General features: G+C 70.6%; 16 protein-coding genes. 9 read left to right on the top strand and 7 right to left on the bottom strand.

Translation table 11 applies throughout. The features are described 5' to 3' along the window. Both ABZ297_RS40495 and ABZ297_RS40490 read left to right on the top strand, forming a co-directional pair. Positions 1–840 (top strand): peptidase (locus tag ABZ297_RS40495; protein WP_355357670.1); only part of this gene is annotated, 840 nt, incomplete at its 5' end. Between the two features lie 55 nt (positions 841–895). Beyond that, complete coding sequence (locus ABZ297_RS40490) at positions 896–1,969, top strand: trypsin-like peptidase domain-containing protein (protein ID WP_355357667.1); 1,074 nt, start codon at positions 896–898, stop codon at positions 1,967–1,969. A 126-nt stretch (positions 1,970–2,095) separates the two neighbouring features. Here the strand turns inward: ABZ297_RS40490 and ABZ297_RS40485 are convergent, their stop codons facing one another. Beyond that, on the bottom strand, positions 2,096–3,523 hold the full coding sequence (locus ABZ297_RS40485) for an aldehyde dehydrogenase family protein (protein ID WP_355357664.1): 1,428 nt from the start codon (positions 3,521–3,523) through the stop codon (positions 2,096–2,098). A 291-nt stretch (positions 3,524–3,814) separates the two neighbouring features. On the opposite strand from ABZ297_RS40485, the gene ABZ297_RS40480 reads away from it, so the two are divergent. Then, positions 3,815–4,438 carry a TetR/AcrR family transcriptional regulator gene (locus ABZ297_RS40480; protein ID WP_355357661.1) on the top strand — a complete coding sequence of 208 codons (624 nt, stop codon included), beginning with the start codon at positions 3,815–3,817 and terminating at the stop codon, positions 4,436–4,438. On the opposite strand, the gene ABZ297_RS40475 is transcribed toward ABZ297_RS40480, so the two are convergent. Then, positions 4,395–5,867, bottom strand: a complete 1,473-nt coding sequence (locus ABZ297_RS40475; RefSeq protein WP_355357658.1) for a PucR family transcriptional regulator — start codon at positions 5,865–5,867, stop codon at positions 4,395–4,397. The genes ABZ297_RS40480 and ABZ297_RS40475 overlap by 44 nt on opposite strands. Positions 5,868–5,978: 111 nt before the next feature. Between ABZ297_RS40475 and gabT the strand changes: the two genes are divergently transcribed. Next, positions 5,979–7,307, top strand: coding sequence for a 4-aminobutyrate--2-oxoglutarate transaminase (gabT, locus tag ABZ297_RS40470; RefSeq protein WP_355357655.1), 1,329 nt, complete (start codon positions 5,979–5,981; stop codon positions 7,305–7,307). A 174-nt stretch (positions 7,308–7,481) separates the two neighbouring features. Then, positions 7,482–7,715 (top strand): hypothetical protein, encoded by a 234-nt coding sequence (locus tag ABZ297_RS40465; RefSeq protein WP_350805187.1) that lies wholly within the window; start codon positions 7,482–7,484, stop codon positions 7,713–7,715. Here ABZ297_RS40465 and ABZ297_RS40460 read toward each other — a convergent pair. The 4 genes from ABZ297_RS40460 to ABZ297_RS40445 form a co-directional block, all read right to left on the bottom strand. Next, a complete protein-coding gene (locus ABZ297_RS40460; protein ID WP_355357652.1) occupies positions 7,712–8,920 on the bottom strand; it encodes a saccharopine dehydrogenase C-terminal domain-containing protein in 1,209 nt (402 codons plus the stop codon). The genes ABZ297_RS40465 and ABZ297_RS40460 overlap by 4 nt on opposite strands. Positions 8,921–9,115: 195 nt before the next feature. Then, entirely contained in the window at positions 9,116–10,201 is a 1,086-nt protein-coding gene (locus ABZ297_RS40455; protein ID WP_355357649.1) for an extracellular solute-binding protein, read from the bottom strand. Between the two features lie 99 nt (positions 10,202–10,300). Next, complete coding sequence (locus tag ABZ297_RS40450; RefSeq protein WP_355357646.1) at positions 10,301–11,806, bottom strand: CoA-acylating methylmalonate-semialdehyde dehydrogenase; 1,506 nt, start codon at positions 11,804–11,806, stop codon at positions 10,301–10,303. Further along, entirely contained in the window at positions 11,803–13,080 is a 1,278-nt protein-coding gene (locus ABZ297_RS40445; protein WP_355357643.1) for an aspartate aminotransferase family protein, read from the bottom strand. The genes ABZ297_RS40450 and ABZ297_RS40445 overlap by 4 nt, the downstream gene beginning before the upstream one ends. A 319-nt stretch (positions 13,081–13,399) precedes the next feature. Between ABZ297_RS40445 and ABZ297_RS40440 the strand changes: the two genes are divergently transcribed. Continuing rightward, positions 13,400–14,098: an alternative oxidase gene (locus ABZ297_RS40440; RefSeq protein WP_355357640.1), complete on the top strand. Its 699-nt coding sequence runs from the start codon at positions 13,400–13,402 to the stop codon at positions 14,096–14,098. A 4-nt stretch (positions 14,099–14,102) separates the two neighbouring features. Here ABZ297_RS40440 and ABZ297_RS40435 read toward each other — a convergent pair whose 3' ends face one another. Beyond that, complete coding sequence (locus ABZ297_RS40435) at positions 14,103–15,554, bottom strand: MFS transporter (RefSeq protein ID WP_355357637.1); 1,452 nt, start codon at positions 15,552–15,554, stop codon at positions 14,103–14,105. Between the two features lie 54 nt (positions 15,555–15,608). On the opposite strand from ABZ297_RS40435, the gene ABZ297_RS40430 reads away from it, so the two are divergent. The 3 genes from ABZ297_RS40430 to ABZ297_RS40420 form a co-directional block, all read left to right on the top strand. Beyond that, positions 15,609–16,310, top strand: a complete 702-nt coding sequence (locus tag ABZ297_RS40430) for a TetR/AcrR family transcriptional regulator C-terminal domain-containing protein (protein WP_355357634.1) — start codon at positions 15,609–15,611, stop codon at positions 16,308–16,310. 13 nt (positions 16,311–16,323) lie between these two features. Next, positions 16,324–17,940: an AMP-binding protein gene (locus ABZ297_RS40425; protein ID WP_355357631.1), complete on the top strand. Its 1,617-nt coding sequence runs from the start codon at positions 16,324–16,326 to the stop codon at positions 17,938–17,940. Positions 17,941–18,009: 69 nt separating this feature from the next. Then, positions 18,010–19,050: PucR family transcriptional regulator ligand-binding domain-containing protein (locus ABZ297_RS40420; RefSeq protein WP_355357628.1), on the top strand; the 1,041-nt coding region annotated here is incomplete at its 3' end.

Genomic DNA, 19,050 nt, shown 5'->3' with positions numbered 1-19,050 from the left:
CCGCGGTTGGAGGCCGCGCAACCGCTCGCCGCCCCGTCCCCCAGGAGGAACATCAGGATGACCCTCGACGGGCCCGGCGCGCCCCCCCAGGGCTCGCCGTGGGCCGCCCCGCCCGCGACCAGGCGGGGCGCGGGCATCCTGTCCCAGGCCGCCGCGACCGCCGCCTCCGTGTGGCCCGGTGGCGGCGCGGTCGCCAGGACCACGGGCCGCGTCTTCTTCACCCACCAGGGACGCACCGCGTCCTGCTCGGGCTCCGCCGTGACCAGCGCGAACAAGAGCGTCGTGATCACCGCCGGGCACTGCGTCAAGCTCGACGGCGCCTTCCACAGCAACTGGGTGTTCGTGCCGGGCTACAACGCGGGCAACCGCCCCTTCGGCACCTGGGTGGCCACCAGGCTGCTCACCACCCAGCAGTGGAACGCCGGCGAGGACGTCAACTTCGACGTCGCCGCCGCCGTGGTGGCGCCCCTGGGAGGCCGGACCCTGGTCGACGTGGTGGGCGGCCAGGGCCTGGCGTTCAACCAGGCCAGGCGGCAGCAGATGCACGCGTTCGGCTTCCCGGCCGCCGCACCGTTCGACGGGTCGCGGCTGATCTTCTGCAGCGGACGCGTGTTCGACGACCGTGCGATGACCAGGGACCAGGGCATGACCTGCGGCATGACAGGGGGTTCGAGCGGCGGTCCGTGGTTCCAGAATTTCAACGAGTCGACCGGTCTGGGAATGCAGAACTCCGTCAACAGCTTCACATACAACTTCGCGCCGAACGTGATGTTCGGCCCGTATTTCGGGACGGAAGCGCAAGCCGTCTATCAAGCCGCCCAGAGCACGAACGCACTCTAAAGCAATTGACCAAAAGTAGTCACCAGATCACAGTTCGTAGTGCAGACTCGGGGCCATGCCTCTGAGCGCCCCCCTGCTCGCCGCCGCACCGCTCGTCGTCGGCCTGATGACCCCGGCCCTGGTCGGCGCGGCAGCCGAGCCGCAGCACCCGCAGCACCAGCAGCCCGCCCGTCCGTCCGCCGTCCACGCGGCGCGGACGGCCGCGCGGTCCGAGGTCGTCGAGCACGAGGCCGCCCGCGGCTCCGCCGAGCAGCGGCGCGTGCTCGACTACTGGACCCCTGCGCGCATGGCGTCCGCGCTGCCGATCAGCATGCTCGGCATCGCCGACGGCGGCCTGCTGAGCGGGCTGGGCGGCAAAGCGGGTCTCACGAGCGCCCCCGACCTGTCGGGGGCGAGGGCGAAGCCGGCCACCCGGCGCCACCAGGGCGCCGTGCCGCTCGCCCCCACCTCGGGCGCGAACTGGCCGACCACCGGCGCGGTCGCCAGGACCACCGGCCGCGTCTTCCTCACGCTCGCCGGGGTCGACTTCGTCTGCTCTGCGAGCACGGTCAAGAGCGCCAACCGGGACGTCGTGGTCACTGCGGGGCACTGCGTCAAGGACGGCACGGGCGAGTGGGCCGACAACTGGACGTTCGTCCCCGGCTACCGCGAGGGCGGCGGCCGTCCGTACGGGCAGTACGCCGCCCGTCGCATGTTCGTCGCCGGCCAGTGGTCGCGCAGCGGCGACGACAGCCACGACGTCGGCATGGTCGCGCTCACCACCTGGCAGGGCAGGCACGTCGCGGACGTGGCCGGCGCCCAGGAGATCGCCTTCGACGCCAAGCGCGGAACCCAGACCTACGCCTTCGGCTACCCGGCCGACCCCCCGTACGACGGCGAGAGGCTGATCTACTGCGCCGGGCGCCTGCGCGAGGACCCGTACAACCAGACCCACGACCAGGGGCTGGCCTGCGACATGACCGCGGGTTCGAGCGGCGGCCCGTGGTTCACCGGCTTCGACCCGGCCAGGGGCGAGGGCAAGATCGTCTCGCTAAGCAGCTTCAAGTACAGCAACGACCAGGGCACCATGTACGGCCCCGTCTTCGGCGACTCCGCCAAGGCCCTCTTCGCCACAGCGGAACACGCCTGACGTTCCGGCCGCTGACGACCCGGCCGTGCGGGGCCGGGCCCTCAGACGCGCTACCGACCCGGCCCCGAGGGCCGGGTCGGTAGGCGACGCAGGCGTGTTACCGGCCCGGCCCCAGGGGCCGGCTGCTTAGAGCGACAGCCCCGTCAGGACCATGACCTTCTCGTAGGTCAGGTCCTCCATGGCCGAGTGGAGGCCCTCGCGGCCGATGCCGGAGTCCTTCACCCCGCCGTACGGCATCTGGTCCGCCCGGTAGGACGGCACGTCACCGATGATCACGCCGCCCACCTCCAGCTCCCTGTTGGCCCGGAAGGCGGAGTCCAGGGAGCGGGTGAACACCCCGGCCTGCAGGCCGTACCTGGAGTCGTTGACCATCGCGTACGCCTCGTCGATCGACGCCGCGGACTGGAGGATCATGACGGGCCCGAAGACCTCCTCGCAGGCGACCTTGGCGTCGTGCGGCACGTCCGCCAGGACCGTCGGCGCGACCGTGGCGCCCTCGCGGGTGCCGCCCGCCAGCACGCGCGCGCCCGCGGCGACCGCCTCGGTCACCCACTGCTCGACCCGCTCTGCGGCGGCGACCGAGACGAGCGGGCCGACCTGGGTCTTCTCGTCGGCGGGGTCTCCGGTGACGAGGGCCGCGACGGCCGGGAGCAGCCGCTCGACGAACGCGTCGTAGACGGGCTGCTCGACGATCACCCGCTGCACGGCGATGCAGCTCTGCCCCGCCTGGTAGTTGGAGAACAGGGCGACGCGCTGGGCCGCCCAGTCGAGGTCGGCGTCGGCCAGGACGACCGCCGCCGCGTTGCCGCCCAGTTCCAGCGTCACGTGCTTGCGCGGCACCTCGTCCGCGATCGAGTAGCCGACGGGGGCCGAGCCGGTGAACGACACCACCGGCAGGCGCGGGTCGTGCACCAGGGCGGAGGCGCGCTCGTTCTCGACCGGCAGCACCGAGAACATCCCGGCGGGCAGGTCCGTCTCGGCCAGGATCTCGCCGAGGACGAGCGAGGAGAGCGGCGTGGCGGGGGCGGGCTTGACGACCACGGGGGCGCCGACCGCGATCGCCGGCGCGACCTTGTGCGCGACCAGGTTCAGCGGGAAGTTGAAGGGCGTGATCGCGAGCACGGGCCCGTGCGGCACGCGGGAGACGTAGGCGAGGCGGCCGGCGGCGGCGGGCTCGGTGTCGAGCCGCTGCACATCGCCCGACCAGCGGCGGGCCTCCTCGGCGGCGAAGCGGAAGGTGGCGATGGCGCGGTTCACCTCGCCACGGGCCCAGAAGATCGGCTTGCCGTTCTCGGCGCTGATCAGCTGGGCGATCTCGTCGGCCCGCTCCGACAGCCGGCGCGAGACATGGGCCAGCGCCTCCGCGCGCACGTGCACGGGCAGCGCGGCTGCCTCCTTGGCCACCGCGGCGGCGGCCGCGACGGCCTCCTCCACCTGGGCGTCGGTCGGCACGGAGTAACGGCCGACTTCGCGACCGTCGTGGGGATTGGTCACGGTGAGCTCGGCGTCGCCGGTGGCGGGGCGGCCTGCGAGCCAGAAGGTACGCACGTCCATACTCACGACGTTATGCCAACCGGACGGGCGGGGACTTACACCGCAGTGCACAAGAGGCTCGCCCGGGCTCACCGATAAGTACAAGCCCTGGTGTATACCCACGATGTAACAGAAGTAGACCTAATTCGGGATGTTTACCATGCGGAGCGGTTTGAACGTGCTCCGCCATGGCTAAGTCATCGTGTGCGGGTCTGCAGCGCGGCAGGCCCCCGACCAGAAAGGCGTGGGCCCCGTGACCGAACGACGTGAGGTCACAAGGAAGCACCATTCCTTGGGCACGAAGGAGGTCTCGTGACCTCGGCCCCGCTCGGGCTCCAGGGCGCCTATCTGCTGGGCGAACGGGCCACTCACGACGAGCTCAGGTCCAAGCTCCTCGACGTCGCGGTGAACCTGCTGGTCTCCGAGGGCCCCGAGAGCCTGACCATGCGCAGGATCGCCACCGAGGCGGGCTACACCACCACCGTCATCTACACGATGTTCGGCAACCGCGAGGGCCTGGCCGAGGCCCTCTACCTGGAGGGGTTCGAGCGCTTTCGGCGCTTCCTGGAGAGCGTGCCGCAACGTCGCGACCCGTTCGAGTACCTGACGGCCCTCGGCCCCGCCTACCGGCAGGCGTGCCTGTCAGAGCCCGGCTACTACAGCCTGATGTTCGAGCGCGCGATCCCCGGCTTCGAGCCCAGCGAGCGGGCCAGGACGCTCGCCCGCGCGGCGCTGAACATCCTCGACCGGGTGATCGCCGACTGCATCTCCGCCGGGTACCTCGTCCCGACCCAGCCCCGCAAGATCGCCGACGCCCTGTGGGCGGCGGCCCAGGGGGCGATCAGCCTGGAGCGTGCCGGGCACCTGCGCGACGGCCGCACCTACGAGGCTGTCACGACGGCGACGATCTCCTGCTACCTCGTGTCGAAGCAGTAGCCGTCAGCGCGATCCACAGCTCGGCCCGGACTCCCGGGTCGTCGAGGTCGCGTCCGAGCAGTTCGGTGACGCGCCGCATGCGGTAGCGCAGCGTGTGGCGGTGGATCCCGAGCCGTTGCGCGGCGGCGTCCCAGTGGCCGTTGCTGTCGAGGTAGGCGCGCAGCGACTCGACCAGGTCGGCTCGCGAGCCGTAGCCGGTGAGGGGGGCGAGCAGGGCGTCGGCGAACGCCTCGGCGGCGGCCGGTTCGACCAGCGCGAGCAGCCCCTGCCCGGCCAGCTCGCCGAACCGGGTCAGCCCGCTCCTGCCGGTCTCGAACGCCCGCCGCGCCTGGCCGACGGCGCCGAGCAGGTCGTGGTACGTCCCGGCCAGGCTAGCCCCGACGGGCCCCTCGACCTGCCCGGCCACCTGCTCGACCGCCCCTTCGGCGACCAGCGCGACCACGAGATCCGGGCCCTGCGGCTCGTCGAGGCGTGCCGCGAAGGCGTGCGGTTCGAGGAGGTCGAGCGCGTCGCCCGCGGCGGTGAGGACGACGAACGGCTCGTCCGGCAGCCGCCCCCCGAGCGGGCCGAGCACCGCGCGCGCCTGCCCCTCCTCCCCCGCGAGCAGCAGGCGCAGGACGGCGGTGCGGACGCGCCGCCCGGCCTCGCGCTGCGCCCCGCCCTGCTCCACGGCCAGTGTGAGCAGCGACCCGGCGGCGTTGATCACGGTGTGCGCGACGGCGGAGAAGGCGTGCCCGGCCCCCGCGGCGAAGAACCCGCGCGGCCGCGGCCCACCACCGAGCGGCTGCACGACGATGTGCTCACCGGGCCCGGAGAGCGCCAGGCTGGACGGGCTCGCCGCCTCACGGGTGGCTCTCCCACGCAGCCGGGCGAGGGCCTCGACGGCCGCCTCGGCGCGGGCGCCGCGCGTGGCGTGCAGCACCTCCCCCGACTCGTCCAGCAGGGCGGCCCAGCCGCCGATCTCCTTGGCCAGCCGGTCAACGACCGCGTGCGTGCCTTCGGGACGCAGCGCGGCGCGGGTGAGGCGGCCCTGGGCGGCGAAGGCGCGGGTGATCTCCTCGTACTGTTCGGCGGCGAGCAGCTCGCTGACGGCCTTGCCGATCGCGATGAACGGCGTCTCGCGCGGCACCTCGAGCAGCGGCAGCCCGGCGTCGCGGGCGGCCTCGATCAGGGCGGGCGGGACGTCCTCGTGGGTGAGCCCGACGGCGAAGCCGAGCCCCGCCACGCCCCGCGCCACCAGCCGGGCGACGTAGTCGGGGAAGTCCTGGTGAAGCCGCATCCCGGTCGTGAGCAGCAGCTCGTCGCCCTCCAGGTAGGGTGTCGGATCCTCCAGCTCGCTCACCGCCACCCAGCGGACGACCGAGCCGAGCGTTCCCGCGAGCGGGCGGAGCCCCATCCGTCGCACCACGGTCTGCAGCGAAGGCGCCATACGAGTGAGTTTGTCCGTTCCGGCAGTTGTACATTCCGGCAGGTCCGAGCCCCTCCAGTGTGCCATATCGACGTATCGGCCCACCTTGTGGCGGCCCGTACCGTCGAGGCCATGAGCATTCCGCAGGAGCGTCGTCTCGTCACCGCCATCCCCGGCCCGAAGTCGCAGGAGCTGCTGGCTCGCAAGCAGGCCGCCGTCCCTTCGGGCATCGGCATCACGCTGCCGGTCTTCGTGACACGCGCCGGAGGCGGCGTGGTCGAGGACGCGGACGGGAACTCCCTGATCGACTTCGGCTCCGGCATCGCCGTGACCAACGTCGGCAACTCCGCCCCCAGGGTCGTCGAGCGGGTCCAGAAGCAGGTCGCCGACTTCACCCACACCTGTTTCATGGTCACGCCGTACGAGTCCTACGTGCAGGTCTGCGAGAAGCTCAACGAGCTGACCCCCGGCGACCACGACAAGCGCACGTTCCTGGTGAACTCGGGCGCCGAGGCCGTGGAGAACGCGGTCAAGGTGGCCAGGCTCGCCACCGGCAGGCAGGCGGTCGTCGTGTTCGACCACGGCTACCACGGCCGGACCCTGCTCACGATGACGCTGACCGCCAAGAACATGCCGTACAAGCAGGGCTTCGGCCCGTTCGCGCCCGAGGTCTACCGGGTGCCGCTGGCCTACCCGTTCCGCTGGCCGACCGGCCCCGAGAACTGCGCCGAGGAGGCCGCGGCGCAGGCCATCGACATGATCAACAAGCAGGTCGGCGCGGAGAACGTCGCCGCCGTGGTGATCGAGCCGATCGCGGGCGAGGGCGGCTTCATCGAGCCCGCCAAGGGTTTCCTGCCGCAGATCGCCGCGTTCTGCCGCGAGAACGGCATCGTCTTCGTCGCCGACGAGGTGCAGACCGGCTTCGCCCGCACCGGCGACCTGTTCGCCTGTGAGGACGAGGGCGTCGTCCCCGACATCATCTGCACGGCCAAGGGCATCGCGGGCGGCCTGCCGCTGGCGGCGGTCACCGGCCGCGCCGAGCTCCTCGACCAGGTGCACGCCGGCGGCCTCGGCGGCACCTACGGCGGCAACCCGCTCGCCTGCGAGGCGGCGCTGGGCGTCCTCGACACCATCGCCGAGGAGGACCTGGTCGCCAAGGCCCGCCGCATCGGCGAGATCATGCTGCCCCGGCTCAGGGCCATGCAGGAGCGCTTCGGCGTGCTCGGTGACGTGCGCGGACGCGGCGCGATGATCGCGATCGAGCTGGTCAAGCCGGGTACCAAGGAGCCGAACCCGGCGGCCGTCCAGGAGGTCGTCAAGCGCTGCCACGCCGAGGGCCTGCTGGTGCTGACGGCGGGCACGTACGGGAACGTGCTGCGCTTCCTGCCGCCGCTGGTCATCCCCGAGCACCTCCTCGAGGAGGGCCTGGGAATTCTGGAGAAGGCACTCTCCGAGGTGTAAGAACCGTCAGAAAACGGGCATCCAGCTTGTCGCTGGATGCCCGTTTTTGCGGTGGTACCGCGCACGGCCAGGACGAATATTCACCCTGCCTTGACGCTCGCCTAGACGATCACGGGCGTCACCGGGGTTATAACGGTTCCGGTATACGGGTGGATGATCGTCGCGAGGAGCGTGATGAACTGGGGTCCGACAGGAACGACACAGAGCACGGTGACGTTCGACCCTGAAGGCCTGAGCTGCGCCCAGCGCGACGGCGACGCCTGTGTGGTCTGCCACAAGAAGTGGCCCAGGCCGCGGGTCCGCGTCGGCCGCTTCCCTGACGACTCGGCCGTCATGGCCTGTCACGACTGCGCCGAGGCGCTGATTCCCGCTCCGATGGCGACCGTGGTCGCGTTCCCGTCGCGTTAGGCGGCGGCCTCACGCATCGCCCACGGCGAGCCGTACTCCTCCAGCAGAGCGAGGAACGGCACCGCGTCGAACGCCTCGGGCCCCAGCACACCCTCGCCCTTCCAGACGCCGTTCGCGACCAGTTCGAGCGCCACCACCGGGTGGACGGCGGTCTGCCACACCACGGCCTGTGAGCCGTACTCGCGCATCGACCAGGCGTTGTCGACCACGTGGTAGAGGTAGACCTCGCGCGGCGCGCCGTCCTTGCCCGTGCCCTTCACCCACGTCCCGGCGCAGGTCTTGCCGCGCATCCTGTCGCCGAGTGTGGCGGGGTCGGGCAGGCTGGCGGCCACCAGGTCGCGCGGGGCCACCTCGGCGCCGCCCACCCTGATCTTGTCCGCGCTGTCGAGGCCGAGCTTGTGCAGGGTCCTGAGCACGCCGATGAACTCCTCGCCGAGCCCGTACTTGAACGTCACCCGCTTGGCCGGGATCCACCGCGGGACGAGCAGCACCTCCTCGTGCTCCACGTTGACGCACTCCACGGGCCCGATGCCGGCGGGGAAGTCGAACACCTCCGGCTCGCTGAACGGCTCCGTGGTGCGCCACTGACCGTCCTCCCAGACGACGGGCGGGTTCAGGCACTCCTCGATCGTGGTCCAGATGGAGAACGTCGGGGCGAAGTCGTAGCCGTCGACGACCAGGTTGGAGCCGTCCCTGACGCCGATCTCGTCGATGCTGGAGAACAGGTGGTCGGCGGCGTAGCGGGCGAACACGTCGGCGAGGCCCGGCTCCACGCCCATCCCGACCAGGGCCAGCCTGCCCGCCGCGCGCCACTCGCCGTCGCGGGCGAACTGCTCGTCGCCGAGCTTCAGCCCTGGCCGCCTGTACGGCTCGAGCGGGTGCGGCTTCGACAGCGACATGGCCATGTCGAGGTAGTGGGCCCCGGCCGCCAGGGCGGCCTCGAACAGCGGCATCGTGAACCGCGGGTCGACGGCGTTGAACAGGACGTCGCACTCGTGCTCCCGCAGCGCCGCCTCGACCTGCGCGCGGTCGGAGGCGTCGAGCGTGATGGCGGTAAAGCGCGGGTCGTCCACGGCGGAGACGGCGCGGGCCGCCCGGCTCTGTTGGGAGTCGGCCACCACGATGTGTTCGTAGAAATCTCGGCGGGCCGCGATGGGGACCACCGCTGACCCGACGCCGCCCGCTCCGACAAGAAGGATTCTCATGAGGAGAACATACTCACTGACTGGTCATTCAGTCGAACTTCTGCCGCTGGAAGCAGAAGGCGAGGGCGGGGACCCAGGTGGTACGCACAGCAGGGAGAGGAAACGCCACGAGACGCCCAAGGCGGGGGGAAGGCCCAGGGCGTCTCTGCGGGCGTCACCCAGCGGGGGGGACGGGCGCGCCCGCGGCATGTCACGTCATTTCCGGAGCCCGTCCCACCGTTTCGTCCAGGTGAGATAGTCAGTGCATTCCCCGCTGGCAGGGCGGCAATCCCCGGGCGGCCGAACGGCGAAGGCGACCCCGTCGAGTTTGCCGGGCTTGTCGGCCCCGTAGGCCTCGCACAGCGCCTTCGCCTTGCCCTTGCACGCCTTGGGGTTCGCGGGGGCCAGCCCGACCCAGGCGGCGGCGGCGCGCTGGGTGTCGGCCGCCGTCATCCAACTCAGCCAGCGGTAGGCGCAGTCGGCGTTGGGGACGTTCGCGCCGAGCATCCAGGAGTCGACCCAGCCGGTGGTCTCCTTCGCCTTGACCGCCCGGACCTGCTTTCCGGCCTTCTGCAGGAGCAGGCGGTAGTACGGGGTGGCCTGGGCGTAGTCGAGCGATCCGGTGGCGAACCCCTTGACCAGGTCGAGCGGGTTCTTCCAGTACGTCCGGCCCTTGTGCTGCTTGAGCAGGGTCATCGCCTGCTCAAGCTGGGACGGTGTCAGCTCGTACGGGTCGGTGACGCCGTCGAGGGTGAGCGCGGCGTCGGCGATCGTCAGCGGGCTGTCCTGGAGGGCCACCCGGTCGGAGTCGAAGACGTCCTTCAGGTCGCCGCCCTCGGTTCTGGACTTGTCGTAGAGGAACTCGTGGAACCCCCACAGGTACGGCACCCCGTACACCTTGCCCGACTGGGTGGACATGTCGCGGAAGCGCTTGGCCAGATCGCCGTAGCCGGTCACCTTGGCCGGGTCGATCGGCTGCACCTGCTTGGCCTGCATCAGCTCCGCTGCCAGGACGGGACCCGCCGAGACCACGTCGTAGGGGCGCGCGTTGACCGCAGTGCGCATCTCGTCGGCGGTCTGGACGGTGTCGAGACGCGCGATGCGGCAGCCGGTCTCCTTCTCGAACTCGCCCACCCAGTTGACCTTGGAGCTGGTGCCGCCGTACTCGGCGTAGCCGCGGTAGGTGAGGATCTGCAGCGTGCCGTCGCTCTGCGTGGGGCTCGGTGTCGGCGTGGGGGCGGCCTTGGGACTGGGACCGGCCGCACCCAGACTGGCGGTCACGGCTGTCACGACGAGCGCCATGGCAGATATGCGGCTGTTCACGATGCCCCCCTCACTCTGTGCTGGAGCCTACCGGGGAACGCGGCAGGGAGGGACGCACGCCCTCCCTGCCAGGAGATGTCAGCCGTTGGTGGGGAAGCCGAGGTTCACCCCGCCGTGCGAGGGGTCGAGCCAGCGCGAGGTGACGACCTTGCCACGGGTGTAGAAGTGCACGCCCTCGGTGCCGTGCACGTGCGTGTCGCCGAACAGCGAGGACTTCCAGCCGCCGAAGCTGTAGAACGCCATCGGCACCGGGATCGGCACGTTGATGCCGATCATGCCGACCTCGACCTCGTTCTGGAAGCGCCTGGCGGCGCCGCCGTCGTTGGTGAAGATCGCGGTGCCGTTGCCGTACTCGCCGTCGTTGATCAGCTTCAGCCCCTCCTCGTACGAGGAGACCCGGACGATCGACAGGACCGGGCCGAAGATCTCCTCGGTGTGCACCCGGGAACCGGCGGGCACGTGGTCGAGCACGGTCGGCCCAAGCCAGAAGCCCGGCGTCTCGGACGCCTTGCCGCCACCCTTCACGGCCGTCTCGCGCCCGTCGACGACCAGCTTGGCGCCCTCATCGACGCCGAGGTCGAGGTAGGAGGCGACCTTGTCGCGGTGCACCCCGGTGACCAGCGGCCCCATCTCGGACTCCGGGTCGTCGCCCGGCCCGATCACCAGCTTGCCGACCCGCTCGACGATCTTCTCGACCAGCTCGTCGCCCACCGGGTCGACGGCCAGCACGACCGAGATCGCCATGCACCGCTCGCCCGCCGACCCGAACCCCGCCGAGACGGCCGAGTCGGCCACCAGGTCGAGGTCGGCGTCGGGCAGCACCAGCATGTGGTTCTTGGCCCCGCCGAGCGCCTGGACCCGCTTGCCGTGCGCGGTGCCGGTCTCGTACACGTACTTGGCGATCGGGGTGGAGCCGACGAACGACACGCCTCGTACGTCGGGGTGCTCGAGCAGCCGGTCGACGGCCACCTTGTCGCCCTGCACGACGTTGAACACGCCGTCGGGCAGCCCCGCCTCCTGCCAGAGCCGCGCCATGAGCAGCGACGCGGACGGGTCCTTCTCCGAGGGCTTGAGCACGAACGCGTTGCCGCAGGCGATGGCGATCGGGTACATCCACATCGGCACCATGGCCGGGAAGTTGAACGGGGTGATGCCCGCGACGACGCCCAGCGGCTGCCTGATCGAGTAGGAGTCGACCCGCGTCGAGACACCTTCGGAGAAGCCGCCCTTGAGCAGGTGCGGGATCCCGCAGGCGAACTCCACGACCTCCAGGCCGCGGGCCACCTCGCCGAGCGCGTCGGAGTGCACCTTGCCGTGCTCGGCGGAGATCAGCGCGGCCAGCTCGTCGCGGTGGGCGTACATCAGCTCGCGGAAGCGGAAGAGCACCTGCGCCCGCTTGGTGAGGGAGGAGTCGCGCCAGGCGGGGAACGCCGCCACGGCGGAGGCCACGGCCGCGTCCACGTCGGCGACGGACGCCATCGCGACCTGGCCGCTGACCTCGCCCGTCGCCGGGTTGTAGAGCTCGGCCGTGCGGCTGTCGCCGTCGGCGAGGGCTCCGTTGATCCAGTGCTTGACTGACTTCACTGCGCTGCCTCTGCGTTGATGACTTCGAGTGCGTTGACGATGATGCCCAGGCCCTCGGTGGCTTCGTCCACCGTCAGCGTGAGCGGCGGTGCCATGCGGATGGCCGTGCCGTACAGACCGCCCTTGCCCGCGAGCAGGCCCGCCTTCTTGGTCTCCTCCATGAACCTGGCCGCCTGCTGCGGGCTCTCCAGCTCGACGGCGAACATCAGGCCCTTGCCGCGGGCGTCCCTGACGATCGGCAGGCGGCCCGCCGCCTCGCGCAGGCCGTCGATGATGATCTTACCGGTCCTGGCCGCGTTCGCCTGGAGGTCGTGGTCGAGGACGTAGTCGAGGGTGGCGTTGGCGGCGGCCATGGAGATGGGGTTGCCGCCGAAGGTGGACAGACCGACGGCCGGCAGGGCGTCCATCAGGTCGCCCCTGGCGACGATGCCGCCGACCGCGAAGCCGTTGCCCAGGCCCTTGGCGAAGGTCATCATGTCGGGGGTCACGCCGTGGTTCTGGATGCCGAAGAACGCGCTGCCGGTGCGGCCCCAGCCGGTCTGCACCTCGTCCGAGATGAACAGGATGCCCTGCTCGTCCAGGACCTCCTTGTAGGCGGCGAACAGGCCGTCGGGGGCCATGGTGAAGCCACCGACGCCCTGGACCGGTTCGGCGATCAGCGCGGCGACGTCGTTGGAGACGGCCGTGGCGAGCACGTGGCGCAGGTCGTCGACGCAGGCCTGGATGTAGTCGGCGTCCGACAGGCCGCGGAACTGGGTCAGGTGGCGGTCGGCGCCGTGCAGGAAGTGCACGTTGAGCGGCGAGAGCGAGTTGTTCTTCCAGGCCCGGTTGGAGGTGACGCTGATCGCGCCGAAGCTGCGGCCGTGGTAGCTCTGCCGCATGGCGAGCACCTGGTCGGTGCGGCGGGCGTAGGTGGCGAGCAGGAGCGCGGTCTCGTTCGCCTCGGTGCCGGAGTTGGTGAAGAAGACCTTGGCGTCGGGGATGCCGGAGAGCCTGGCGATCTTCTCGGCCAGCTCGATCTGGCCGCGCAGCAGGTAGACCGTGCTGGTGTGCACCACGCCGGTCGCGAGCTGGCGCTCGACGGCCTCGCGCACCTCGGGGACGTCGTACCCGATCATGTTGGTGAGGATCCCGGCGAAGAAGTCCAGGTAGCTCTTGCCGTCCGCGTCGACGACGCGATTGCCCTTACCACTGACGATCTCGATGGGCTCGGTGTAATTGAGGGCCACCCAGTTGGGGATCACTGCCCGGTGGCGCGCGAGAAGCTCCGACATGTCTTGAGTATCCCGGTTATGAGCTGGTGCTCCTAACGGCAAGGTGTCGTGATACGACAAATTCACCTTACACAGTGTCATCCTCCCGTTCGCGAGAGAACCTAGAACGACCTTACGTCATGACATGAGGACGATCACCGAGCCTCGGGGGGCAGAGGACCCGTCCCCTAGGGGATGTCCCGTCCGCCTGGAGGCGTACGGGGCGGACAGGCGGTACGCCGCGGGAGGCACGGTGAATGCCCACTCGCGGCCGACGACCGCGGCAGGGCCGGTCCCGCACTATCAGGACATCGCCACCGACGACCTGAGGAGACCGGACATGACCGTCATCACCGTCGACCGCCCCGAGGCCCCCAGCGGCCCGCCCAAGCTCGACCGCGACCAGCTCCGCCGGGCCCAGCGGGACACGCTGGACACCCCGCGCATGAACTACAGCCTGCTGGCCAGGATGATGTTCAAGCCCGTGGACGTGCTCTACGGCCAACAGGGCTCCTTCACCAAGTTCGCCATGCTGGAGATCATCGCCCGCGTCCCGTACCAGGCGTGGGAGCGGATGGGCTACTGGGCCGTGCACCGCCACGCCGGGCGGTCGGCCCTGGCGCGCCGGGTCTTCGAGCGCATCGTGGAGGCCCGCGCCGACCAGGACAACGAGCAGTGGCACCTGCTGATCATGCAGGACCTCGTCCAGCGCCACGGGGTCAAGCAGAACTGGCTGCTGCACAGGGCCGCGCCGTGGCTGATCGCGTTCTTCTACTACCACGTCTCCTGGGTGCTGTTCCTGGTCAGGCCCGACTGGAGCTACCGGCTCAACGCCGAGTTCGAGGACCACGCGGAGCACGAGTACATGACGTTCGTCGCCGACAACCCCGACCTGGACTTCGTCCCGGACCCCGGCACGTACGCCGCCGAGTACGGCCGCTACCGCTCGGTGGCCGACCTGCTCAGGCAGATCGGCCACGACGAGCGGGTGCACAAGCTCGACAGCCTGCAGAGCATGCGCGAGCCGCGCGTCCACTAGTGAACTACACCTCGACAGGCTCGGGGGCGACGACGGGAGCGGCCGGGCGCAGCACCAGCACCGCGAGCAGCGCGGCGGCCACACAGAACCCGGCGCCCAGCCACGAGCCGACGTGCATCGCCTGGGTGAACGCCTCACGGGCGGGCGCGCCGAAGCCGAGCTTGATCGCCTCGCCGATCGAACCCGTGGCCGCCTCGGGCACCCCGGCCGGCATGGACGAGGTGAACACCCCGGCCAGCACGCTGCCCAGGACGGCGATGCTCATCGCCATGCCGACCTGCTGCACGGTGTCGTTCATCGCCGAGCCGACGCCGGCGTGCTCCATCGGGATGGCGCCCATCAGCGAGGCGTACGCCGAGGGCCCCGCCAGCCCGCCGCCCACCCCCATGACGACGAGAGAGATCAGCAGCGGCAGGTACCCGGTCGTCGTCGCCATCACCACGAAGCCGCCCGCCATCACCAGCAGCCCGGCCCCGACCAGGGTGCGGTTGCTCACCTTCTGCCCGAGCCCGGCGCCGAGCCCATTGAAGACGGCCGCCGCCACCGCGTACGGCAGCAGCGCGAGACCGGCCTGCATCGCCCCGTAGCCCAGCACGAACTGCAGGTACTGCGTCAGCATCAGCATCACGGCGCCCGCGCCGAACGACATCAGCAGGATCGAGAACGACGCCCCGCTGAAGTTGCGGTTCCTGAACAGTTCGAGCGGGAGCATCGGATGCTCCGAGCGCCGCTCCCAGATCACGAACGCGGCCAGGGCGACGACGGCCACGCCGATGCCGACCACGTTCCACTCGCGCTCGATGATGACGTAGACAGCGGAGGTCAGGCCCACGATCGACAGCACCACGCCGACCGGGTCGACCTTGCGTCCGCTCCCGCCGCGGGTCTCCGGCATCAGGACCACGGCGGCGGCGATCGCGATCGCCGCGACCGGGATGTTCAGCAGGAACACCGAGCCCCACCAGTAGTGGTCGAGCAGGAAGCCGCCCAGCGTGGGGCCCGCGATCACGCCTACCATGGCGACCGCGCTCCAGACCGCCATGGCCTTGCGCCGCTCGGCCTCGTCGAAGACGGTCATCAGGATGGACAGGGTCGAGGGCATCAGAATCGACCCACCGACGCCCATCAGCGCCCGCGCCCCGATCACCTGCCACGGCTCGGACGCCAGCACGGCCAGCAGCGACGCGCCGCCGAAGAACGCCAGGCCGATGATCAGGAACCGCTTGCGCCCGAACCTGTCGGACAGGCTGCCCGCTGTCAGCAGCAGCCCGGCGAAGACGAGCACGTAGGCGTCCAGGATCCACTGGATGTCGGACGGCGTCGCACCCAGGTTCCGGATCAGGGACGGGATGGCCAGGTTGAGGATCGTGTTGTCGATGGCCACCACGAGAAGCGAGAGACAGAGGACGACGAGAACCCACCAGCGGCGGGGATCTCGCACAGTGTTCGATTCCACTCGCACACCGTACGACGAAATCGAACGGCGTGCGAGTGCATTTATGCTGAGAGCGTGACCGGCAAGCAGTTCTCCTCCGTCTGGCTCCGCGAGCCCCGCAAGGCCACCGGCCCTGGCCGCAGCCGCGAAGAGATCGTCAGCGCCGCCCTGGAGCTGCTCGACTCCGAGGGCCTCGGCGGGCTGAGCATGCGCAAGCTCGGCGCCAAGCTCGACGCGGGCGCCACCAGCCTCTACTGGTACATGGCCAACAAGGACGAGCTGCTGGAACTGGCCTACGACGAGGTCTGGGGCGAGATGGTCATCCACGCCCCCGAGGAGGTGGGCTGGCGCGACGCCGCCTCCGCCGTGGCCTACAGCATGCGCCAGGTGATCCTGCGCCATCCGTGGACCGCCGACCTCATCGGCCGCCTCGCCGCCCTCGGCCCCAACGCGCTCAGGGTCACCGACCAGATGCGCCGGAGCTTCAGCCTGGCCGGGTTCGAAGGGATGGAGATCGACTTCGCCAACGCCACGCTCACCGCGTACGTGTTCGGGATGACGATCCCGGAGGTCGCGTGGAACAACGCAATGGCCCAGGGCCAGATCGACGAGGCCACCCTGCGCGAGTCCGTCGAGCGGCTCGTCTCCGGCTACCCCGACCTCAGGGAGCGCCTCAGGGCGAACACGTACGAGGATCCGCAGGCCGTACGCGCGATGTGCTTCGACTTCGGGCTGGTCTCGGTGCTCGACGGTCTTGAGGCGCGGCTGGTGAGGTAGCAGGATCCTGGGCATGAGCGATTTCCGCGCCGCCCGCGACTTCCTGCTCCGAGCCGACTACGCCACCGCCCGCGAGGAGTTCCGCTGGCCCGAGCCCGCCGCGTTCAACTGGGCGCTCGACTGGTTCGACGGGGTGCTCGCCGCCGAGACGCCCGACGCCGTCGCGCTGAAGATCGTCGGAAGGGTCTCCTACACCTTCGCCGAGCTGTCCGCCCGCTCCAACCAGGTCGCGAACTGGCTGCACGAGCAGGGCGTCTGCCGCGGTGACCGGATCCTGCTCATGCTGGGCAACCAGCCCGAGCTGTGGGAGTCGCTGCTGGCGGCGATGAAGCTGGGCGCCGTGGTGATCCCGGCCACAACCCTGCTGACGGCCAAGGACATCGCCGAGCGGATCGAGCGGGGCGAGGTCGCGCACGTGATCGCGAACGCCGCCGACGCGGGCAGGTTCGGCGAGGGCGAGTACACCAGGATCGCGGTCGGCGACGCGTTCGGCTGGCTGCCGTACCACGACTCGGGTCAGGCCCGCGCGAGCTTCGCCCCCGACGGCCCGACGCGGGCCGGCGACACGCTGCTGCTCTACTTCACCTCGGGCACGACGTCCCAGCCCAAGCTGGTCGAGCACACCCACGCGTCCTACCCGATCGGGCACCTGTCCACGATGTACTGGATCGGCCTGCGGCCTGGCGACGTGCACCTCAACGTCTCCTCCCCCGGCTGGGCCAAGCACGCGTGGAGCAACGTGTTCGCGCCGTGGAACGCGGGCGCGACCGTGCTGGTCCACGACTACCAGCGCTTCTCGGCCACCGCGCTGCTGGAGGTGCTGCGCGACGAGCGTGTCAGCACGTTCTGCGCGCCGCCGACCGTGTGGCGGATGCTCATCCAGGAGGACCTGTCGGCGTGGAAGCTGCCCTTGCGGACGGCCGTCGCAGCGGGCGAGCCGCTCAACCCGGAGATCATCGACCAGGTCGCCAAGGCGTGGGGCCTGACGATCCGCGACGGCTACGGCCAGACTGAGACCACCGCCCAGGTGGGCAACGTCCCCGGCCAGCCGGTCAGGCCGGGCTCGATGGGACGGCCGCTGCCCGGGTACGACGTCGTCCTGCTCGATCCGGTCACCGGCGAGCCCGGCGAGGACGGGGAGATCTGTCTGCCGCTGGACAACCGCCCCATGGGCCTCATGTCCGGATATATCGGTGGATCTAGTGAAGCGATGAGGGACGGGTACTACCACACCGGCGACGTCGCCAGCCGCGACGAGGACGGCTACATCACCTACGTCGGCAGGACCGACGACGTCTTCAAGGCCAGCGACTACCGCATCTCACCGTTCGAGCTGGAGAGCGTGCTCCTGGAGCACGAGGCCGTGGCCGAGGCGGCCGTGGTTCCCGCCGACGACCCGGTGCGGCTGGCCGTCCCGAAGGCGTTCGTGACGCTCGCCCCCGGGTTCGAGCCCGACGAGGCCACGGCGCGGTCGATCTTCGAGCACTCCAGGCGGGAGCTGGCGCCGTACAAGCGGGTGCGAAGGCTGGAGTTCGGCGAGCTGCCGAAGACGATCTCCGGGAAGATCCGGCGGGTGGAGCTCCGGGAGCAGGCTCCGGCCCGCGAATTTCGCGAAGAGGAGATCAGGTAGCACTTTCCATCATCAACGTGTAAATGCTTGCATGGCCGTTCTTACAGGCTGATCGGATAGGCTCTGCCCGTGCTGCCCACCATCGCCGACGTCCTCGCCCTGGAGACCGTGCGCCGGGGTAACCCGCGCGTGGTCGCGGGCGCCGACCGGCTTGACTCCAGGGTGCGGTGGGTGCACGTCGGCGAGATCGCCGACATCGCGCAACTGCTGCGCGGCGGCGAGCTGGTGCTCACCACGGGCGTGGCCCTGCCGGAGGACCCGGAGAAGCTGGCCGACTACATCGCCGAGCTGTCGTCCGTCGGCGCCTCGGGGCTGATCGTCGAGCTCGGCCGCAGGTTCGTCCGCGAGCTGCCGCGCGCCGTGGTCAAGTCGGCGGAGGAGCACGGGCTGCCGGTGATCGTGCTGGCCCGCGAGACCCCGTTCGTGCAGATCACCGAGTCGGTGCACGCCCGGATCATCGACATCCAGCTGGAGGAGCTGCGGGCCTCTGAGCAGCTGCACGAGGTGTTCACCGAGCTGTCCGTCGAGGGCGCCTCGCCCGCCGAGGTGCTCGCCCAGGTGGCCAGGCTGTCGAGCCGTCCGGTGCTGCTGGAGAACCTGGCCCACCAGGTGCTCGCGTGCGAGTCGGCCGGGCGCGACACGGGCGCCCTGCTGGCCGGGTGGGAGACCAGGTCGCGGGCGGTCGCGCCGTCCGAGCGCACCGCGTACGACCCGGCCTCGGGCTGGCTGGTCACCACGGTCGGCGCCCGCGGCCAGGACTGGGGCAGGCTGATCCTGATCTGCGACGTGTCGCCGACGCCGCGCGACCTGGTGCTGGCCGAGCGCGCCGCCACCACGCTCGCCCTGGGACGCCTCCTGGAACGCCACCAGGAGTCGCTGGAACGGCAGGCGCACGGCACGATCATCACCGGCATCCTCACCCACGCCTACGCCGACCCCGACGAGGCCGCCGCCCGTGCCAGGGCGGTGGGCGTCCCGCTCACCGGGCGCAAGCTGATCAGCGTCGTCATCCGCCCGACCGACCCGATCGACCAGGCCCTCGACGGGCAGGCGCAGCTCGGCGAGCTGGCAGAGGCGACCGCCGCCGCCTGCCGCGACGCCCGGCTGCCC

Source organism: Nonomuraea sp. NPDC005983, from assembly GCF_040614375.1.
Lineage (GTDB): Bacteria > Actinomycetota > Actinomycetes > Streptosporangiales > Streptosporangiaceae > Nonomuraea.
Note: the sequence above shows the minus strand (reverse complement) of the source record. Positions and strands in the feature narration are given on the sequence as shown.